At 71.1% G+C, this 16,585-nt stretch carries 13 protein-coding genes; 8 read left to right on the top strand and 5 right to left on the bottom strand.

Translation table 11 applies throughout. The annotated features are described in order from the left end of the window. Nucleotides 1-23: 23 nt before the first annotated feature. The 3 genes from AC3RX0_RS15595 to AC3RX0_RS15585 form a co-directional block, all read right to left on the bottom strand. A complete protein-coding gene (locus AC3RX0_RS15595) occupies nucleotides 24-1,421 on the bottom strand; it encodes an APC family permease (protein WP_491506920.1) in 1,398 nt (465 codons plus the stop codon). Between the two features lie 79 nt (nucleotides 1,422-1,500). Then, a complete protein-coding gene (locus AC3RX0_RS15590) occupies nucleotides 1,501-3,186 on the bottom strand; it encodes an amidase (RefSeq protein ID WP_491506919.1) in 1,686 nt (561 codons plus the stop codon). A 1-nt stretch (nucleotide 3,187) separates the two neighbouring features. Then, on the bottom strand, nucleotides 3,188-4,324 hold the full coding sequence (locus AC3RX0_RS15585) for an agmatine deiminase family protein (protein ID WP_491506918.1): 1,137 nt from the start codon (nucleotides 4,322-4,324) through the stop codon (nucleotides 3,188-3,190). A 77-nt stretch (nucleotides 4,325-4,401) separates the two neighbouring features. Between AC3RX0_RS15585 and AC3RX0_RS15580 the strand changes: the two genes are divergently transcribed. Continuing rightward, nucleotides 4,402-5,031, top strand: coding sequence for a TetR/AcrR family transcriptional regulator (locus AC3RX0_RS15580; RefSeq protein ID WP_491506917.1), 630 nt, complete (start codon nucleotides 4,402-4,404; stop codon nucleotides 5,029-5,031). A 6-nt stretch (nucleotides 5,032-5,037) separates the two neighbouring features. On the opposite strand, the gene AC3RX0_RS15575 is transcribed toward AC3RX0_RS15580, so the two are convergent. Beyond that, nucleotides 5,038-6,663: a PucR family transcriptional regulator gene (locus AC3RX0_RS15575; RefSeq protein WP_491506916.1), complete on the bottom strand. Its 1,626-nt coding sequence runs from the start codon at nucleotides 6,661-6,663 to the stop codon at nucleotides 5,038-5,040. A 168-nt stretch (nucleotides 6,664-6,831) separates the two neighbouring features. On the opposite strand from AC3RX0_RS15575, the gene AC3RX0_RS15570 reads away from it, so the two are divergent. The 7 genes from AC3RX0_RS15570 (at nucleotide 6,832) to AC3RX0_RS15540 (ending at nucleotide 14,927) form a co-directional block, all read left to right on the top strand. Beyond that, nucleotides 6,832-7,206: an SPW repeat protein gene (locus AC3RX0_RS15570; protein WP_491506915.1), complete on the top strand. Its 375-nt coding sequence runs from the start codon at nucleotides 6,832-6,834 to the stop codon at nucleotides 7,204-7,206. 74 nt (nucleotides 7,207-7,280) lie between these two features. Next, a complete protein-coding gene (locus AC3RX0_RS15565) occupies nucleotides 7,281-7,898 on the top strand; it encodes a TetR/AcrR family transcriptional regulator (RefSeq protein ID WP_491506914.1) in 618 nt (205 codons plus the stop codon). A gap of 25 nt (nucleotides 7,899-7,923) precedes the next feature. Further along, nucleotides 7,924-9,708, top strand: a complete 1,785-nt coding sequence (locus AC3RX0_RS15560; RefSeq protein WP_498166013.1) for an MFS transporter — start codon at nucleotides 7,924-7,926, stop codon at nucleotides 9,706-9,708. A 56-nt stretch (nucleotides 9,709-9,764) separates the two neighbouring features. Next, nucleotides 9,765-10,172, top strand: a complete 408-nt coding sequence (locus AC3RX0_RS15555; protein ID WP_491506988.1) for a transferase — start codon at nucleotides 9,765-9,767, stop codon at nucleotides 10,170-10,172. Between the two features lie 285 nt (nucleotides 10,173-10,457). Further along, nucleotides 10,458-12,017, top strand: a complete 1,560-nt coding sequence (locus tag AC3RX0_RS15550; protein ID WP_491506912.1) for a CoA-acylating methylmalonate-semialdehyde dehydrogenase — start codon at nucleotides 10,458-10,460, stop codon at nucleotides 12,015-12,017. A gap of 113 nt (nucleotides 12,018-12,130) precedes the next feature. Further along, on the top strand, nucleotides 12,131-13,492 hold the full coding sequence (locus tag AC3RX0_RS15545; RefSeq protein ID WP_491506911.1) for an aspartate aminotransferase family protein: 1,362 nt from the start codon (nucleotides 12,131-12,133) through the stop codon (nucleotides 13,490-13,492). A 10-nt stretch (nucleotides 13,493-13,502) separates the two neighbouring features. Beyond that, on the top strand, nucleotides 13,503-14,927 hold the full coding sequence (locus tag AC3RX0_RS15540) for a gamma-aminobutyraldehyde dehydrogenase (RefSeq protein ID WP_491506910.1): 1,425 nt from the start codon (nucleotides 13,503-13,505) through the stop codon (nucleotides 14,925-14,927). Between the two features lie 180 nt (nucleotides 14,928-15,107). On the opposite strand, the gene AC3RX0_RS15535 is transcribed toward AC3RX0_RS15540, so the two are convergent. Continuing rightward, nucleotides 15,108-16,496, bottom strand: a complete 1,389-nt coding sequence (locus AC3RX0_RS15535; protein ID WP_491506987.1) for an NAD(P)/FAD-dependent oxidoreductase — start codon at nucleotides 16,494-16,496, stop codon at nucleotides 15,108-15,110. Nucleotides 16,497-16,585: the final 89 nt, after the last annotated feature.

Below are 16,585 nucleotides of genomic sequence, written 5' to 3'. Positions count from 1 at the left end.
ATCCACCCCGGCATCCACCGCCGTCACCCGGGCAGGGAACCCGCCGGCTCGCGGGCGAGGATCGGCTCGTCGGTCTCGTCGAACGCGACCTCGGGGGTGGGGCGCCTGAAGCCGCGGGTCAGCCACACGAGGTACACCGCACCCAGGCCCGCCCAGATGAGCCCCACGGTCATCGCCAGCTGATCCAGGCTGATCCACAGCCACACGTTGATCAAGAACCCGATCCCGGGCACGACCGTCCAGGCCAGCACGCTGCCGTGCAGCGCCTCGCTGCGCCGATGCCGCAGCCAGTACGCCACGACCGACAGGTTCACGAAGGCGAACGCCGTGAACGCGCCGAAGTTGATGAGCGAGGTCGCCGCGTTCAGGTCGAGCCGCAGCGCGGTCAGCGCGATCGCGCCGACCACGAGGATGTTGACGATCGGCGTGCCCAGCCGCGGGTGCACATAGCCGAACAGCTTGCGCGCGAGGATCCCGTCGCGTCCCATCGCGTACAGCAGCCGCGATGCGCTCAGCTGCGACGCCAGGCCCGACGACAGCACCGACACGGTCGCCCCGACCAGGAAGATCGTCTGGAAGACGATCCCGCCGATGAACAGCGCAATGTACGGCGAGGCGCCCTCGATGTCGGGCGTGATCGCCTTCAGGGCATCCAGATCCGGCACCAGCGTCTGCATGACGTACGTGACGCTGATGAAGAACGCTGCCCCGAGGGCCGCGACCCACATGATCGCCCGCGGCACGGTCTTGCGGGGCTCGACCGCCTCTTCCGACAGGGTCGTGACCGCGTCGAACCCGAGGAATGCCAGCGCGAGCACCGACGCGCCGCCGACCAGGCTTGCGACGTCCTCGTTGACCGAGTAGAACGGCGCAAGCGAGAACGCCAGCGCGTTGTCGGAGAGGATCGCCCGCACGGTCAGCACGACGAACACGATCGCCAGCAGCGCCTGGAACACGACCATGATCATGTTCGCCACCGCGCTGATGCGCACGCCGACGATGTTCAGCGCCGTGATGATGACGATGAGCCCGACGATCCACACCCATCCGGGCACGTCGGGGAACTCCGCCGACAGATAGATCTTCGCCAGCAGCGCGTTGATCATCGGCAGGAACAGATAGTCCAGCAGGGCGGCCCACCCGACGAGAAAGCCGACGGGGGCGGCGATCGTGCGCCGCGTGTACGTGTAGGCCGAGCCGGCCGACGGATACACGCGCACCATCTTGGCGTAGCTGAACGCCGTGAACAGCACGGCGACCGTGACGATGATGTACGACATCGGCACGTGGCCCCTGGTCGCCTCGGACACGATGCCGAACGTGTCGAACACCGCGAACGGCGACATGTACGCCAGGCCGACGAACACGACGTGGCGCTGTTTGAGCGACCGGTGCAGGGTCGCAGGGGTCGATGTGCTCATGGAGAGACCTCCTCGTTCTCCGAAAGGTGCGTCCCGCTCGGGGACGGAATGAGTGGGATGCCGCGGCGCGCGCGGCAGGTCACAGCCGGGGTGTGCGCGGCGGAGCCGTGCGGCGGTCGCCGGTCGCCTCGAACGCCGCGGCGAGCGCGAGCAGCGCCGTGTCGTCATAGGCACGGCCGGCGAACGTCAGCCCCACCGGCATGCCGATGTCGGCCATCGTGCCCATCGGCACCGTGACGGTCGGGATCCCCAGGTGCCGCGGAACGAGGTTGCCGTTCGCGACCCACACGCCGTTGCGCCAGCCGGCTTCGGCCGACGCCTGGTTCACATCCATGTCGGCGCGGCCGATGTCGGCCATCGCCGGAAAGACCACCGCGTCCAGCTGCAGAGCATCCATCCACTCCTCGAGGTCGATGCGCCGCGTCTGCTCGAGACCGCGCACCTGGTCGAGGTGGGGGATGTCGGTGAACGAGCCGTACGGATGCTCGCGCACCTGCGCCGGATAGCTCGCGATGTCGTCGTCGAAGCCCGTGTACCGGTCGGGCAGGGCCCCCGGCGGCGCCGGCTCGATCTGCGCGCCGTCGACCCCGACGAGGGTGTCGAACGCCGGGTCGCCGTTCGCGGCGAGGAAGTCCTGCCAGGCCCACGCCGACAGGTCGACGATCTCGCTGTGCAGGAACTCCGGCGAGACCAGCCCGCGCGTCGCGATCGTCGGCGCGCCGGCCCGGTCGCCCTCGTAGTTCGTGACCGCGGGGAAGTCGACCTCGACCACCACGGCACCCGCCGCTTCGAGGTCGGCGCGCGCGGCCTGCCACAGCGCGATGACCGAGTCGCGGGTGTCGATCCGCTGCCCGGTCGCGCCGCCGATGGACGTGCCGGTGCCCGCGTCGGGGTCGGCGTTGATATACATCCGCGGCACGCCGAACCGCTTGCCGCGCAGGTCGCCGGACAGCGCCGGGTACGACGCGGGGCGCACGGCCGAGGCATCCGGGATCTTCACCCACGGCTGCGCGCGCCAGAAGTCTCCGCGCGTGTCGGGGTCGTCGGCGACGATCACGTCGAGCACCTCGAACAGGTCGGCCATCGTGCGGGCGTGCGGTACGACGACGTCCATGGTCGGCACGAGCGGCCAGTTGCCGCGCACCGAGATCACCCCGCGGCTGGGCGTGTAGGCGACGAGCGCGTTGCACGACGCGGGCGCCCGACCGCTCGACCAGGTCTCTTCGCCGAGGCCGAACGCCGCGAACGATGCGGCCGTCGCCGTGCCCGATCCGTTCGACGAGCCCGAGCCGAACGCCGAGGTGAGCCGATCGGCGTTGTACGGGCTCTCGGCCCGGCCGTACACGCCACGCTGCATGCCGCCGTTGGCCATCGGGGGCATGTTCGTCAGGCCCAGGCAGATCGCGCCGCCGGCGCGCAGCCGCTCGATCGTGAACGCGTCGCGCTGGGCGACGAGCTCGGCGAACGCAGGTGACCCGGCAGCGGCGGTCAGGCCTTTGACCAGGTAGCTGTCCTTCGCCGTGTACGGGATGCCGTCCAGCGGCCCGAGGCTCTCGCCGCGGGCGCGGCGGACGTCCGAGGCCTCGGCCTCGGCGAGCGCGTCGGGGTTGCGCACCACGACGGCGTTCAGCGCCGTCGCGGTGCCGGGCGCGTCGTAGGCGTCGATGCGCGCGAGGTAGGCCTGCACGAGCCCGACGCTCGTCGTCGCGCCCGCTTCGAGCGCCCCGCGCAGCTGGGCGATGGATGCCTCGACCACGTCGAACACGTCAGGCCCCCGCCTCGTCGTGCCCGGGCGCTGAGCGCGGAGCGAAGCGACGAGTCGAAACGTCGTCCGACGACGTCGTCTCGTCTCGCTGCGCTCGTTCAACGACCGGAGCGGGCACGGCCGGCTGCTGCTGGGTGATGCAGTGGATGCCGCCGCCGCGCGCGAAGATCGGGCGCGCGTCCACGGTCACGGCCGGGCGGCCGTACGCCGCCTCGAGGATCTCGCGCGCCCGGGCGTCGGCCTCACTCTCGCCGAAGCCGCACGCGATCACGCCGTCGTTCACCACCAGGTGGTTGACGTAGCTCCAGTCGACGAAGCCCTCGTCGTCGCGCAGCGTGGCAGGTGCGGGCAGGTCGACGATCTGAAGCGCCCGGCCCGCGGCATCCACCTGCTGCGACAGCAGCTGCTTGAGGTCACGGGTGACCGCGAAGTCGGGATGCTGCGGGTCGCGCTGCTCGTGCAGCAGCACGCGCCCGGGACCGGCGAACGCGGCGACGATGTCGACGTGGCCGCGGGTGCCGAACTCGTCGTAGTCGCGGGTCAGGCCTCGGGGCAGCCAGATGGCGTGCTCGGCGCCGATCGTGCGGGCCATCTCGGCCTCGACCCGGGCCTTGTCGGCGTAGGGGTTGCGGGCGGGGTCGAGCTGCACGGTCTCGGTCAGCAGCACCGTGCCCTCGCCGTCGACGTGGATGCCGCCGCCCTCGTTCACGAGCACCGAGCTGACGAGCTCTGCGCCGACCCGTTCGGCCACGATGCGAGCGATGCCCGCCGACACCCGCCATTCGGCCCAGGCGGGGGCGCCCCAGCCGTTGAAGATCCAGTCGACGGCGCCCAGCACGCCGGGGCGCTCGTCGTCGAGCACGAACGTGGGGCCGAAGTCGCGCATCCAGAACTCGTCGAGCGGCGACTCGACGATCTCGACGTCAGAGCCGAGCAGGTCGCGCGCTCGCGCGGTCTCGGTCGGGTCGACGATCATCGTCACCGGCTCGAACTCGGCGATCGCCAGGGCCGTGTCGGCCCAGGCGCGGTAGCCGGCCTCGCGCCACGCATCGCCCTCGCCCAGGGTGATCCCCTCGCGCGGGAACGCCATCCAGGTGCGCTCGTGCACGGCGCCCTCGTGAGGCATCCTCCAGGCCATGTCGTCTCCTTCGGCGGACCGGGCAACAGGTATTGATCGTATGATCAATACAAGGATGTTCCTACACTGGACGGACGATGTCAACAGCACAGGCCCGCACGCGCACCCGGCTCGCCCCCTCGCAGCGCTCGGCGCAGATCCTCGCCGCGGCCGCCGCGCTCGCGCGTGACGAGGGGCTCGCGGCCCTGACCCTGCGCGCCATCGCGCAGCGCGCGGGGGTCGCCCCCGGGCTCGTCGCCCACTACGCGACCAGCATGGACGACCTGGTCGCCACGGTCTTCGCGGACCTGACCGGTGCGGAGCTCGAAGACGTGCGCTCGCGCGTCGAGGCATCCGCCGATCCCGCCGTGCAGCTGGCGACCCTGTTCGCGACGGTGCTCGGCCACGACCACGACGACGTCACGCTGGTGTGGGTCGACGCCTGGTCGCTCGGCCGCGGCAACGCGGCGCTCTCGGCCTCGATCGACGAGCAGATGGACGCGTGGCGCGCGTTCCTGGCCGGCATCGTGCGCGAGGGCCGCACCGCCGGCCTGTTCACCACCGACGACCCGGATGCCGTGGCCTGGCAGATCCTCGCCATGATCGACGGCATCTCGGCGCATGCCCTGACCCGCGGCACGGACCCCGCCCCGTTCGCGGCCCGGCTCGCGCAGGCGTGCGAGACCCTCGTCGGCGCCGCCCCCGGCGCCGTCACCACCCACCTCTGACCCCGGCTACCGGCCGGGGTTCGCGCGGCGCACGAGCAGCGCCAGGTGCAGCGCCGTCTGCGTCTCGCCGTCGTCGAGGTCGACGCCCAGCAGCTGCTCGATCACCGTGATGCGCTGATAGAACACCGAGCGTGAGAGGTGGGATGCCGCGGCCGCCGCCGTGCGGTTCGCCGGGTGCGCGAGCACCGCCGCCAGCACGTCGAGCAGGTCTCCCCCGCGGGTCAGGTCGTGCTCCACGAGCGGTGCCAGCATCCGTTCGCCGTGCTCGAGCAGTCGGTGGTCGTCGCGCAGGTTCGTGACCAGGCGCACGAGCGGGCGCGCATCGGCCCGGCGCACCTCGTGCCCGGACCGGCCGGAGCGCACCGACCGCGCCCGCGACAGATCGATCGCCTCCTGCAGCGAGGTCAGCGCCGCATCCAGCCCGCTCGCCGCCGTCCCGATCGATATCACGGCCACCGCCTCGCGGTCGGTGAGCGAGGCCGACACGAACGCACGCACCTCGGCGTCGTCGAACACGGCTTCCGACGGCAACGAGACCAGCACGGTCGCCGCGGGCCCCGTCGTCACAGCCGGGGCGTCGCCCACCAGGATCCGCGCCGCACGGGCGCGGGCCGCGGCATCCATCCGCTCCGCACTCAGCGCCGCACGCGCGACCACCATCCCGAACAGCTGCCGACCCTGCACGGGCAGCCCCGCCGCCGCGAGCCGGGCCGCAGCTCCCGCCGCCGTCGCGTACCGTCCCGACAGCAGTCGGTCGATCAGCCGCCGGCGCGCCTGCCGCTCCCATTCGTCGACCGGCCCGTCGGCAAGGCGTCCCAGGGCCAGCGCGATCGCGGCCTGCTGCATCACGCCCAGCCGTCCGGCCGGATGCTCGGGCCCGGGCAGCGCGACCAGGTTGCCCCATCGCATCCCGCGCGCCTCCACCGGCACCACCAGCCAGTCCTCGTCGGCCCCCGGCCGGCCCGCCGCCCGCGAGCGACGCTCCCACTCGGCGAGCAGCTCGCGCTCGCGCGCGGACGGCACCTCGGCGGCGACGACCTCGTGCGCGAGGTTCTCGAGCACGACGGGGGCGCCGAGCGTGAGGGCCAGCTGCTGCACGACGAAGTCCGCGGGCGACCCGCGCAGCGCCAGCGCCGTGAACCGGTCGCGCACCTCGTCCCGCGCGCGCAGGGCCGCCGTCTGCCGATCGATGATGAGCCGGTGCACCATCTCGGTGACGGCGACGTACTTCACCTCGCGGTGCAGCGCCACCAGCACGAGCCCGAGCTCGGCGGCAGCCTCGACGATGACGGTCGGCACCCAGCGGTAGTGCGTGCCGAGCTCGAGGACGAGCCCGGCGATACCCACCTCGACGAGCCCGGCGACGAATCCGCGCAGCGCTGACGGGTCGGCCGGCCACCCCGAGCCGGTCGACAGCACCAGCTCCCCACCGTTGAGCAGCCGGGCGACGCCCGCGCTGTCGGAGACGTGCACCCAGCGCACGGTCGCGTCGAGTCCGTCGGCGCCGGCGAGCACTTCGGGCACACCGTCGGCGACGACAGCCAGCTGCAGCACCTCGCGGATCGTGGGCAGCACGTCGCGGACGGCCGGACGATCCGTCTCGGATCCGGTCTCGCTGTGCTCGGCGGTCATACGTGGCATCCTCTCCCCACCTCGCGGGCACGAGGATGCTTCAGCATTGCACGTCCGGTCGATCCGTCCGATTCACATCGAATTCTTTGACCGACTGGTCAGTCAACGGCGTATAGTGAGCATCGACCCCCGATTCGGGAGCCATCTGACAACAGGAGGATGAGTTCGATGAAGAGGTGGACACGCTGGCAGGACTGGGTGGCTGTGGCCGCCGGACTGTATGCGGCCCTGGCGAGCATCTGGACGACGCCGCGCACTGGCGCGACGATCTCCATCATGATCGTCCTGGGCATCCTGATGATCGCCGCCGGGGTATGGAGCCTGGCAGCCCCCGGTCTCGTGTCGATGGAATGGATCATCGCCGTGATCGGTGCGCTGCTGTTCATCTCCCCGTGGGTCGCCGTCTTCGCCGGTGACATGGGCCCTGCATGGACCTCGTGGATCTGCGGAGGCGTCGGCGTGATCGCAGGGCTGTGGGCGCTCGCGCCCGCCGAGAAGGCGCATCACTCGTCTCACGGCGGACCCCGCGCAGCGCACGCATGACCCGCATCGCGGCACAGATCGGGGCGACGGGCGACCGCCGCCCCGCGTCATCTCGATCATCTCGAGGAGGACCGATGGGCGAGAAGGTCGACCCGGTGCGCAGTCGCGCGCGGATCCTGGATGCCGCAGAGGCCCTCTTCGCACAGCACGGCTTCGACGGCACCTCCACAGCGCGCGTCGCGCACACCGCGGGGGTGCCGAAGGGTCTGCTGTTCTACTACTTCCCGACCAAGCCCGACATGCTCGCCGCCCTCATCGAAGAGCGGCTCGGCACGGATTCCCTCGATCCGGCGTCGCTCACGGTGCCGGGCGATCCCGTTCAGACCCTCCTCAACCTCGGCGAGCGCGTCCTGAACGACCACGCGGCATCCGATGTGCTGCGCGAGATCATCTGGCACGAATCGCATACCAGGCCCGAGGTGGGCGCAGCGCTCACCCGCTACCGACGCGCCCTGCACGACGCGGTGGAACGTGCGCTGGTCGCAAGTCTGCCCGCACCCGTCGACGAGGACGCGGTGCGGGCGGCTGCCGCGGCATGGGCGGCCACGATCACGGCGCGGCCGCTGGAGTCGCCGGCAGCCGAAGGCACCGGCCGGCGCACCCGCCTGCACGAAGCGACCAGTCTGCGCGCGATCGCGCGGCTGCTGAGCGCCGGTCTGCAGGCGTGGGTTCCGAAGACGGTGACGCCGTGATGGCGACATCTCACGGGACGACCGCGTGAGCACGCAGCGATCGCGCACGGCGCCCACGACTCCGCGCCGCGCGCGCCTCGACACGCGTTCGATGCGGCGAGCGCGCCGCGCCGCACGACTCACCGCGAGCCCTCACTACCGCTGGATCGTGCTGTCGAACACCACCCTCGGCGTGCTGATGGCGTCGATCAACGCGTCGATCCTGCTGATCGCGCTGCCCGACATCTTCCGCGGCATCGCCGTCAACCCCCTCGATCCGGGCAACACCAGCCTGCTGCTCTGGCTGATCATGGGCTACATGGTCGTCACGGCCGTGCTCGTGGTCAGCTTCGGGCGCCTGGGTGACATGTTCGGCCGAGTGCGGATGTACAACGCGGGGTTCGCGATCTTCACGATCTTCTCGATCCTGCTCTCGGTCACCTGGATGCAGGGCACCTCGGGCGCCCTCTGGATGATCGTGATGCGCATCCTGCAGGGTGTGGGCGGCGCGATGCTGTTCGCGAACTCGAACGCCATCATCACCGACGCGTTCCCGGTCGACCAGCGCGGGCTCGCCCTGGGACTGAACCAGGTGGCCGGCATCGCCGGGTCGTTCCTCGGCCTCATCATCGGCGGACTGCTGGGCCCGATCGACTGGCGGCTGGTGTTCCTGGTCTCGGTTCCGGTGGGCATCGTCGGCACCGTGTGGGCGTACGTGAGCCTGCACGACACCGGCGTGCGGCGCCCCGCCCGCATGGACTGGTGGGGCAACGTCACGTTCGCGGCCGGGCTGATCGCCGTGCTGGTCGGCATCACCTACGGCATCCAGCCGTACGACGGTCTGACGATGGGCTGGACGAACCCCTGGGTGCTCGGGGCGCTGGGCGGCGGCATCCTCGTCCTCATCGTCTTCTGCGTGATCGAGACCCGCGTCGCCGAGCCCATGTTCCATCTCGCGCTGTTCCGCATCCGGGCGTTCACGGCCGGCAACCTCGCCTCGCTGATGTCGTCGCTCGGCCGCGGCGGGCTGATGTTCGTGCTGATCATCTGGCTGCAGGGCATCTGGCTGCCCCAGCACGGGTACGACTTCACGTCGACGCCGCTGTGGGCGGGCATCTACATGCTGCCGCTGACGGCGGGGTTCTTGATCGCGGGACCGGTGTCGGGCTGGCTCAGCGACCGGTTCGGCGCGCGGGCGTTCGCCACCGGCGGCATGCTGCTGGCGGCGGCCAGCTTCTTCTGGCTGCTCGAGCTGCCGGTCGACTTCGGCTATCTGCCGTTCGCGGCGGCGCTGCTTGTGAACGGCATCGGCATGGGCGTGTTCGCCGCGCCCAACCGGGCCGGCATCATGAACAGCCTGCCGCCCGGCGAGCGAGGCGTGGGCGCAGGCATGAGCACCGTCTTCCAGAACGCGGCGATGGTGCTGTCGATCGGCATCTTCTTCTCGCTCATGATCACGGGGCTGGCGACATCCCTGCCCGAGACGCTCACGGGCGGACTGGTCGCGCACGGCGTGCCGGCGGCGGCCGCCGCCCGGGTCGCGGCCCTGCCCCCGGTGAGCGTGCTGTTCGCCTCGCTGCTCGGCTACAACCCGGTGCAGACGCTGCTCGGGCCCGCCGTGCTGGGGCACCTGCCGGCATCCTCGGTCACCTATCTGACCGGTCGCGCGTTCTTCCCGTCGCTGATCACCGGGCCGTTCGCCGACGGGCTGACCGTCGCGTTCGCGTTCGCGATCGCCGCCTGCCTGATCGCCGCGGTCGCCTCGGTGCTGCGCGGCGGCAAATACGCCTACGGCGACCCGGTTTCGTCTCGGCGATCGGGAATGAGATGATTTCTTACAGAGTTATTCCTATAAGCGGCACTGGGTAGATGCCGCGGGAGGACGTTGTGGGTAAGAACTACATCGACATCGAGAACGACCAGGGCGACACGCTGCGCTATCGCAAGCATGCGAACGGTCGCGGCCTGATCGCCCATGGAGCGAAGGTGCACCCGAGCGCCGTCGTCGAGGCGGGCGCGTATGTCGAACCGGGTGCCCAGATCGCCGCGGGCGTGCACGTCGGCCGCGGCGCGTGGATCGAACAGGACGTCGTGATCGGCCCCGAGGCCGACATCGCGGCGCACGCGCACATCGGGCCGCACGCGTCGATCGGCGCGAAGGCCAAGATCGGAGTGCGCACGCACGTCGGCGACCACGCGTATGTCGCGGTCGGCTCGCTGATCGGCGACGATGAGACGATCGGCGACGGCGAGCGCATCGCCACCGACAAGCGGGGATTACGCCTGGCCGCCTGACGTTCGCTCGTTGAGCGGGCGGGCGCTATCGCACCATGCGAAGTGGCCGCGATCCCCCGCGGCCCCGCCGAACGAAGGGTCGCGACCACCGCGCGGCCCGCCGCACCGGACAGAGCGTCCGGCCCGGCGCGGAGTTCGCGACGGATCGGGCCTGCGTCGCCAACCGCGCGATTGCGACACTGGGAGGACACGGGGGCGACGCCATCGGTCGATCTGTCCGGACCACCGGACGGGGCGGCCGAGGCATCCCACCCGCCACGCCACCGCCCTCCCGGAAGGACCCGCATGACCATCGCGCAGACCGAGCTCGCCGACGACGCGACGCAGACCGTGATCGGGCACTGGATCGACGGGGCGCCGCGGGGGTCGGCAAGCGGCCGCACGGCCCCGGTGTTCAACCCCGCGACCGGTCGCACCCAGGCGCAGGTCGCCCTCGCCGACGACGACGAGATCGCAGCGGCGATCGCGTCGGCGCAGGCGGGGTTCGAGACCTGGAGCCGGTTCTCGGTCGCCAAGCGCCAGGCGGTGCTGTTCGCATTCCGCGAGCTGCTGAACGCGCGCCGGGGCGAGCTCGCGGCGATCATCACGTCCGAGCACGGCAAGGTGCTCTCGGACGCGGCCGGCGAGGTCGCCCGCGGGCTCGAGGTCGTCGATCTGGCCTGTGGGTTCCCGACGCTGCTGAAGGGCGGGTTCACGGAGAACGCGTCGACGGGGATCGACGTGTACACGCTGCGCCAGCCGCTGGGGGTGACCGCGATCATCAGCCCGTTCAACTTCCCCGCGATGGTGCCGCTGTGGTTCTTCCCGATCGCGATCGCGGCCGGCAACAGCGTGATCCTCAAGCCCAGCGAGAAGGACCCCTCGGCGGCGCTGTGGATCGCTGCGCTCTGGGCCGAAGCCGGGCTGCCCGCAGGGGTGTTCACGGTGCTGCAGGGTGACAAGCAGGCCGTGGACGGCCTGCTTGCATCGGATGCCGTGCAGGCCGTCTCGTTCGTCGGGTCGACCCCGATCGCCCAGTACATCTACGAGCAGGCCGCCAAGACCGGCAAGCGGGTGCAGGCGTTGGGCGGGGCGAAGAACCACATGCTGGTGCTGCCCGACGCCGATCTCGACCTGGTCGCCGACCAGGCCATCAACGCCGGCTACGGCGCCGCCGGGGAACGCTGCATGGCCGTGTCGGTCGTCCTCGCGGTGGAGCCCGTCGCCGACGAGCTGTCGCGCAAGATCCAGGAGCGGATCGCGAAGCTGCGCATCGGCGACGGCGCCGGCACCGTGGACGGGGCCGAACCCGACATGGGTCCGCTGATCAGCGGCGCCCATCGCGACAAGGTCGCCTCCTACGTCGACATCGCCGAGGCCGACGGCGCCGACATCGTCGTGGACGGTCGCGGGTTCACCGTCGACGGGCACGAGGACGGCTTCTGGTTCGGACCCACCCTGATCGACGGCATCCCGACCACCTCGCGCGCCTACCAGGAAGAGATCTTCGGCCCGGTGCTGTCGATCGTGCGCGTCCAGTCCTTCCAAGAGGGCGTCGACCTGATCAACTCGGGGCAGTTCGGCAACGGCACCGCGATCTTCACGAACGACGGGGGCGCGGCCCGCCGGTTCCAGTCCGAGATCCAGGTCGGCATGATCGGCATCAACGTGCCCATCCCGGTGCCCGTCGCGTACCACTCGTTCGGCGGGTGGAAGAGCTCGCTGTTCGGGGACGCGAAGGCGTACGGCACGCACGGATTCGACTTCTTCACCCGCGAGAAGGCCATCACCACCCGCTGGATCGACCCCGCCACCGACACTGCACACCACCGGGGCATCGACCTCGGCTTCCCCCAGAACGACTGACCTGCTCGGTCGTTGAGCGAGCGCAGCGAGTCGAAACGACAGGCGCCGACGCCGTTTCGACTCGGTCGCGCTTCGCGCGGCCTCGCTCAACAACCGGGAGCAAGGAGAAAATCATGACCGACATCCTCACCACCGTCGACCTCGACGCCGACGCGCGCGTGCGCGCCGACGACCGCGCGCACGTGTTCCACTCGTGGAGCGCCCAGGCGCTCATCGACCCCATGCCGATCGCCGGAGGTGCCGGCGCCTCGTTCTGGGACTACGCCGGCAATACCTACCTCGACTTCTCGAGTCAGCTGATCAACCTGAACCTCGGGCACCAGCATCCCGATCTCGTCGCCGCCGTCCAGGAGCAGGCCGGGCGTCTCGCGACGATCCAGCCGTCGGCGGCCAACGACGTGCGCGGCGAGCTGGCCCGCCGCATCAGCGAGGTCGCGCCCGACGGGTTCGAGAAGGTGTTCTTCACGAACGGCGGCGCCGACGCGAACGAGAACGCCGTGCGCATGGCGCGCGCCTACACCGGCCGGCGCAAGGTGCTGGCGATGTACCGCAGCTACCACGGCAATACGTCGACCGCGATCGCGCTGACGGGCGACCCGCGCCGCTGGGCGAACGAGCCGGCCGACGGCTCGGTCGCGCACTTCTTCGGCCCGTACCCGTACCGCTCGCCGTTCCACGCCACCTCGCCCGAGCAGGAGGCGCAGCGCGCGCTCGAGCACCTCGAGCAGACGATCGTGCTCGAGGGCGCCTCGACGATCGCCGCCATCATCATCGAGACCGTCGTGGGCACCAACGGCGTGATCGTTCCGCCGCCCGGGTATCTCGCCGGGGTGCGCGAGCTGTGCGACCGGTACGGCATCGTCTACATCGCCGACGAGGTCATGGTTGGCTTCGGCCGCATGGGCGAGTGGTTCGCGTTCCAGGCGTTCGACGCGGCGCCCGACCTCATCACGTTCGCGAAGGGCGTCAACTCGGGATACGTGCCGCTGGGCGGCGTCGTCATCGCGGACCACATCGCCGCGCACTTCGACACCGTGCCGTTCCAGGGCGGGCTGACCTACTCGGGCCACCCCCTCGCCTGTGCCGCGGGCGTCGCGACGTTCGAGGTGTTCGAGCGCGACCGCATCCTCGAGCGGGTGCGCGAGCTCGGATCGCGGGTCGTCGAGCCGCGGCTGCACGAGATCGCACGCCGCCATCCGTCGGTGGGCGACGTGCGCGGCCGCGGACTGTTCTGGGCGATCGAGCTCGTGAAAGACCGCGAGACGCGCGAGCCGCTCGTGCCCTTCAACGCGTCGGGGAAGGATGCCGCGCCCGTCGCGGCGGTCTCGGCGGCGTGCAAGAAGGCAGGGCTGTGGCCGTTCACGCACTTCAACCGCGTGCATGTCGCCCCTCCCCTGATCATCGACGAGGCCGACCTGGTGCGCGGGCTCGACATCATCGACGCCGCCCTGCACGCCGCCGACGAGTACGTGTGAGGCTGCGGACATGACCGACACCCTGCCCAACATCGTCGACGGGGTCGCCGTCGCCTCGACCGGGCCTCTGCTCGACCTCGTCGACCCGGCGACCGAAGAGGTGTACGGCCGTGCGCCGATTTCGACGGCCGAAGAGGTGGATGCCGCTTTCGCCGCGGCATCCCGTGCCTTTCCGGCCTGGCGCGATGCGACCCCGGCGCAGCGGCAGTTGGCGCTGTTCCGCCTGGCCGACGCCCTGGCCGCGCACGCCGAGGAGTTCGCCGATCTCGAGTCGCGCGACACCGGCAAGCCGCGCGCGAGCCTGGTCGCCGACGAGATCGACCAGTCGGTCGACCAGCTGCGGTTCTTCGCCGGAGCCGCCCGCGAGCTGAACGGCCGGGCGGCCGCCGAGTACACCGAGGGCTTCACGTCGTACGTGCGCCGCGAGCCGATCGGCGTCGTCGCGCAGGTCACGCCGTGGAACTATCCGCTGAACATGGCGATCTGGAAGATCGGGCCGGCCCTGGCCGCCGGCAACACGGTCGTGCTCAAGCCGAGCGAGACCACGCCGTCGACGACCGTGCGCCTCGCGCAGCTCGCCGCCGAGATCCTGCCCGCGGGCGTGTTCAACGTGGTGCTCGGCGACCGGTCGACCGGAGCGCTCTTGACGGAGCACCCGACACCCGCGCTGGTCGCGATCACCGGATCGGTGCGCGCCGGCATGGCCGTGGCATCCACTGCGGCGACGCAGCTCAAGCGCGTGCACCTCGAACTCGGCGGCAAGGCCCCCGCGGTCGTGTTCGCCGACGCCGACCTGGCCCGCGCGGCCGAAGGCATCGCACAGGCCGCATACTTCAACGCCGGCCAGGACTGCACCGCCGCGACCCGCGTGATCGTGCACGCATCGGTGCACGATGCGTTCGTGCGCGAGCTCGTGGCGTACGTCGAGTCGCAGGTGCGGGCCGGCGCCCCGGACTCGGGCGCGTTCTTCGGCCCGGTGAACAATCCGGGGCAGCTCGAGCGCGTGACCGAGTTCATCGACCGGCTGCCCGCGCACGCGCGCGTCGAGACCGGCGGTCGTCGCCAGGGCACGACGGGGTACTTCTTCGAGCCCACCGTGGTCACCGGCGTGCGGCAGGATGACGAGATCGTCCAGTCCGAGGTCTTCGGCCCCGTGCTGACCGTGCAGCCGTTCGACACCGAAGAGGATGCTGCAGCCCTCGCGAACGGAGTCCCCTACGCACTGGCCGCCTCGACGTGGACAACCGACCACGCCACCGCGATGCGGATGAGCCGGACGCTGGACTTCGGCTGCGTGTGGATCAACGCGCACATCCCGTTCGTGTCGGACATGCCGCACGGCGGGTTCAAGCAGTCCGGCTACGGCAAGGACCTCTCGATCTACGGCTTCGAGGACTACACGCGCCTCAAGCACGTCATGTCGAGCCTCGCGTAGCCGCGGGTGGGCCGAGCGCACCGCTTTGCCGTTCAGAACTCATCCAAAGTCGACACGAACAGCACCGATTCGACCCATTTCAGACCCCGACACGTCGTTTCGACGGAGTTCTGAACGCGCAGCGCGCGGCATCCTGAGCCGCCATCTGCGATGACCGGATCGGGATGCCGCGGCCCGGCCTCAGTGGCCCGAGATCAGGTCGGCGAGCCTCGCAAGCGGGGACGTCGTCGCGCGGCCGCGCGCCTCCTGCCGATCGGCGAGGCCGTAGGCCGCGTAGATCGCGTTCACTGCGAGCCACCGCAGCGGCTCGACCTCCCACCGGCGCATCCGATGCCCGACCCAGGGCAGCGTCACGAGGTCCGTCGTGCGCCCGAGCACGAGATCGGCGAGCGTTCGGCCGGCGAGGTTCGTCGCAGTCACTCCGGTGCCGACGTAGCCGCCGCCCCACCCCATCCCCGACGCGCGGTCGTACGACACGCCCGCCGCCCAGTCCCGCGGCACACCCAGCACACCCGACCACGCGTGCGCGATCGGCACCTGCGCCGTCGCCGGGAACGCCCCGTGCAGCAGCCGGGTCAGCCCGGCGATCGTCCGCTCCTGTGTGCGCCCGTCGGTGTCGACGCGCGACCCGTACCGGTAGGGCACGCCGCGTCCGCCGAACGCGATGCGTCCGTCGGCGGTGCGCTGCGCGTACGTGTACACGTGGGCGAGGTCGCCGAGCGTGTCGGCGTGCGCCCAGCCGATCTCGTCCCACACGGCATCCGGCAGCGGCTCGGTCACGATGAGCGACGAGTTCATCGGCAGCCAGGTGCGGTGCTCGCCGCGCAGCTTCGCGGTGAACCCCTCGGTCGCCCGCAGCACGTGCGCCGCACGCACCGTGCCGCGCGCCGTCTCGACCCGCCCGGGCGCCAGCGCGACCGCCGGGGTGTCCTCGTAGATCACGGCGCCCGCGCGCTCGACCGCCGCGGCGAGCCCCCGCACGAGCTTGGCCGGGTGCACCCGCGCGCAGTGTGGATGCCACACCGCGCCCAGCGGACGCTCGACGCCGACCCGCTCGACGGTCTCGGCGACCGACAGTTCGACCACGTCGGCTCCGGGCCAGGACGCTTCGTCGGCCGCGAACGCACGCATCCGCGCAAGCTGCGCCGGCGTGTAGGCGACGTTCAGCTCGCCGCCCTTGGCGATGTCGGCGTCGATGCCCTCGGCATCCGCCACCCGGATCACCTCGTCGACCGCGCCGTTCAGCGCCGCCTGCTGCCGCACCCCGCCGTCGCGGCCGTACCGCTCGCGGCCGCCGGTCACCGAGTTCGTCAGCCACCCGCCGTTGCGTCCCGAGGCGCCGAACCCGGCGAATCGCGCCTCGACGACCGCGACCCGCACCGACGGATCGGCCTTGCGCAGGTAGTACGCGGTCCACATCCCGGTGAACCCGGCGCCCACGATGCACACGTCGACGTCGAGATCGCCCGGCAGCGGCGGGCGCGCCGCCGGCATGCCGAGCTGCTGCCACCAGAACGACACGCCGCCGTTGCGCACGCCGTCGTCCAGCCCACCGTCCACGTCGTCCATCACTCCGTCCGCCACGCTGACCATCCTCGCTCATGTGCGGTTTTCGTCGGTAGATGCCCACTCTACCTTCGGATCCGCGCTTGTCAGCG

This window comes from Microbacterium sp. W1-4-2 (assembly GCF_058349885.2).
This window is presented reverse-complemented; position numbering and strand designations above follow the sequence as displayed.

Bases quoted from the DNA above. Each gene is read 5' to 3' on its own strand.
- AC3RX0_RS15595 (WP_491506920.1), bottom strand. From the start codon at position 1,421: ATGAGCACATCGACCCCTGCGACCCTGCACCGGTCGCTCAAACAGCGC.
- AC3RX0_RS15585 (WP_491506918.1), bottom strand. From the start codon at position 4,324: ATGGCCTGGAGGATGCCTCACGAGGGCGCCGTGCACGAGCGCACCTGG.
- AC3RX0_RS15580 (WP_491506917.1), top strand. From the start codon at position 4,402: ATGTCAACAGCACAGGCCCGCACGCGCACCCGGCTCGCCCCCTCGCAG.
- AC3RX0_RS15575 (WP_491506916.1), bottom strand. From the start codon at position 6,663: ATGACCGCCGAGCACAGCGAGACCGGATCCGAGACGGATCGTCCGGCC.
- AC3RX0_RS15570 (WP_491506915.1), top strand. From the start codon at position 6,832: ATGAAGAGGTGGACACGCTGGCAGGACTGGGTGGCTGTGGCCGCCGGA.
- AC3RX0_RS15565 (WP_491506914.1), top strand. From the start codon at position 7,281: ATGGGCGAGAAGGTCGACCCGGTGCGCAGTCGCGCGCGGATCCTGGAT.
- AC3RX0_RS15550 (WP_491506912.1), top strand. From the start codon at position 10,458: ATGACCATCGCGCAGACCGAGCTCGCCGACGACGCGACGCAGACCGTG.
- AC3RX0_RS15545 (WP_491506911.1), top strand. From the start codon at position 12,131: ATGACCGACATCCTCACCACCGTCGACCTCGACGCCGACGCGCGCGTG.
- AC3RX0_RS15540 (WP_491506910.1), top strand. From the start codon at position 13,503: ATGACCGACACCCTGCCCAACATCGTCGACGGGGTCGCCGTCGCCTCG.
- AC3RX0_RS15535 (WP_491506987.1), bottom strand. From the start codon at position 16,496: ATGGACGACGTGGACGGTGGGCTGGACGACGGCGTGCGCAACGGCGGC.